The sequence below is a fragment of the Microcystis sp. BLCC-F209 genome, from assembly GCF_041928595.1.
Classification (GTDB): Bacteria; Cyanobacteriota; Cyanobacteriia; order Cyanobacteriales; family Microcystaceae; genus Microcystis.
The window spans coordinates 1-2727 of record NZ_JBHFLL010000018.1; the positions used below are offsets into that span (position 1 = coordinate 1).

At 38.0% G+C, this 2727-nt stretch carries 3 protein-coding genes and 1 pseudogene; 3 read left to right on the top strand and 1 reads right to left on the bottom strand.

Annotation, left to right across the window (positions count from 1 at the left end; genetic code table 11):
* Positions 1–256: GNAT family N-acetyltransferase (locus tag ACE1AQ_RS00755; protein WP_374807665.1), on the top strand; the 256-nt coding region annotated here is incomplete at its 5' end.
* Between the two features lie 340 nt (positions 257–596).
* The gene (locus tag ACE1AQ_RS00760) at positions 597–1466 is read left to right on the top strand and encodes a polysaccharide pyruvyl transferase family protein (protein ID WP_110545943.1); all 870 of its coding nucleotides are present in this window, start codon (positions 597–599) and stop codon (positions 1464–1466) included.
* 61 nt (positions 1467–1527) lie between these two features.
* On the opposite strand, the gene ACE1AQ_RS00765 is transcribed toward ACE1AQ_RS00760, so the two are convergent.
* Positions 1528–2397 (bottom strand): hypothetical protein, encoded by an 870-nt coding sequence (locus ACE1AQ_RS00765; RefSeq protein WP_110545944.1) that lies wholly within the window; start codon positions 2395–2397, stop codon positions 1528–1530.
* 126 nt (positions 2398–2523) lie between these two features.
* Between ACE1AQ_RS00765 and ACE1AQ_RS00770 the strand changes: the two are divergent.
* Positions 2524–2727: pseudogene (locus ACE1AQ_RS00770) on the top strand (hypothetical protein); the annotation flags it as partial.

Sequence of the window (2727 nt, forward strand, 5' to 3'; positions counted from 1 at the left end):
CGCTATAGGACGCTTAAATAAACTGCACGGCGTTAATGTGGCGGAATTTGACCTATTAGTTAGGGATGACTATCAAGGTCAGGGTATTGGTACTGAATTACTACAGCGTTTGGTCACTATTGGCAAAAAGGAAGGATTAGAGGGAATTGAAGGGGAAATTTTAAGGGATAATCGCGCTATGCAGATGATAGCTGCTAAAGTGGGGTTTTCTCTCCATAAAACTGCCGATTTTGTCAAAGCGGAACTTGAATTATGAAGCCTTTTTGACAAGCTGATCAGGCAATGGCCAGATAAATGGCTCTTCTGGTTTCTGTGTGGAAACGAGATCTATACTGATAGAATATCCGCAAAATAGTCTTAAAAGTCTTGTCCAGTAAGCATTTCACGATTCCATAAGCAAAAATTATCACACAAAGCCGAGAAGAGCCGATAAATTTTGGCAAACTTATTATATAATTCTCACAGGCTAAATTACTTTCATGGTGATTGATAAGATTAGCCTAGTTATTGTTTTCCTTCCTAGAGGCTGAATCGGTAGTTGTCCTGAAGGTAGTATAACAGCATAAAAATAGATAAATACTGGAGAATTTAGCACAATGAAACTACGTTACTATAAACTGCCTAAGGGCGAGAGGAACTTTGGAGATGAGCTTAATCCTTGGCTTTGGGAAAAACTGATTCCTGGTATTCTAGATGAGGATGCTAGTGTTGCCTTTGTGGGTATTGGTAGCCTAATTAATAATGGTTTACCACAAAAGACAAGATATGCTCGTAAAATCGTTATTTTTGGTACAGGTGTCGGCTATGGAAAAGGGGTGCCAAAGATCGATGAATCTTATACAATTTATTGTGTTAGAGGATTACTTTCGGCTCAAGCCCTAGGAATTTCTGAGAAACTAGCGATCACTGATGGTGCTGTCTTAATTCGTCAAGTTTTTTCTAATCAATCCCCAAAGAAATATCGTTTTTCTTATATGCCTCATTATGAACTTGCGGGCAAAGGATGGGAAACCGTTTGTCAAAAATTAGGGTTTGGTTATATAGATCCTAGATGGTCTGTAGAGCAAGTTTTATCAAGTATTAGTGAGACAGAAATTTTATTAGCAGAAGCTATGCACGGTGCTATTATTGCTGATGCCCTTCGCGTACCTTGGCTGCCAATTACTACTAACTCCAGTATTCTTGCTTTTAAATGGCAAGATTGGTGTTCCTCGATCGGTGTAGAATATCAACCTATTCGGATGAAAAGATTACATCACCCCAAAGAAAGTCTCGATATTCTAACTCCTTTTCGGACAATTAGAGATTGGAATCGCCAAAAAGAAGCTGCTCAAGCTCTGAAACAAGCAGCCCTGTCTCGGTCTCCAGTTTTGAGCAAGGATTCTCGCCTTGAAATGTTAACTAATCAACTAGAGGAAAAACTTCAAGACTTTAAAAAAGATGTAGCAAATGGTTTATTTTCCTAATCAGAATGAAGGCGGTAATTGGGGAAAAGATTTTCATGATTATCTCCTATTACCACCAGCACTAAACTAATAAATTGGCAACATATCTAATTTTCAGTCGCAGAAATCTTAACTCTTGAGCGCATTGATTTTTCAGCTTATTAATTTTGGCAGATAAGCGAGATTGTTTTTCAATTTCAAGCCTTTGTTTATCTAGTTTCTTAATCGTTTCTTTGAGATGGTCAGGTATAGATTCTGTCTTATAGAACATTCTGTCCTTATAAGCATCAAAAATCTGATGTCGCTCTGATTCATTGGGATAGCCAGTATCGTAGTGATAAACTGGCCAACCAGCTAAATTCGACGCTATGCCCATAGCCGCTCCTTCGCCCGCAAAAACTCGATTATTTTCCATATAATCCCTGATTTCTCGCCAATATTGCAGAAATTGCTCTGCTTGATTATTTTGCTCGTCTCGACAAACAACAAATATCCACTCTGAGATAAATTTACATTCTTCTATAGAAAATTGATATTTTTCTGCTAGTTCGTAAATTAGCCTAGATGACTGCTGCCCAGAATTTTTGGTCACATATCTTTTCAGGTCATGACAACTTTTTGACGTTAGGCCAACTTGCCAGTGACGAGATGCCGTAATATCCGTTAGTAGGCGACAATCAGCATCCAGAAAAATACAACAGTTAAAACCTTGTTTGAAAGATGCTGCGATACAGTCGAGTTTATCGTGGTAAATTCCTACGGATTGAATTTCATGTTTTATTGGTATAACCGAATCCATACCAACAAATATCTGAGGATTATCAGTAAGAACGACAAAAGGCGTATCTGGTGAGTAGTGGTGAATATCTTCTGCAAGTTGTAGGGCGTGTTTCCTGTATTTAGAACCTATGGCTAAGGTTGTCAAGCATATTTTTTTCTTACTCATATTCATAATGACTTTTTCCTAAAAAAGTAATTTTCTTAGCAATAACTCTTAGACTATGTTTGAACCTTAGTCATTATAACACACCCTTAGATTTAGCTCTGATCACCCAGACGAGAATAGCTGAAATGATAGCCTTTAGTGCGACAATTTCACCATTATCTCTCGGAAGAAAGCATTTATTATCGTTATTTTCACCTTGTCAATCTCGATCGCCAAACCGCTTATGATCGTCTTACGCGCATTTGTTTTATCGACTACGATCGAGTAATGAGCTTAGTGGTAGAGATTAATAACGATCAGACGGAAGAGCCAGAAATTATCGCTATAGGACGCTTA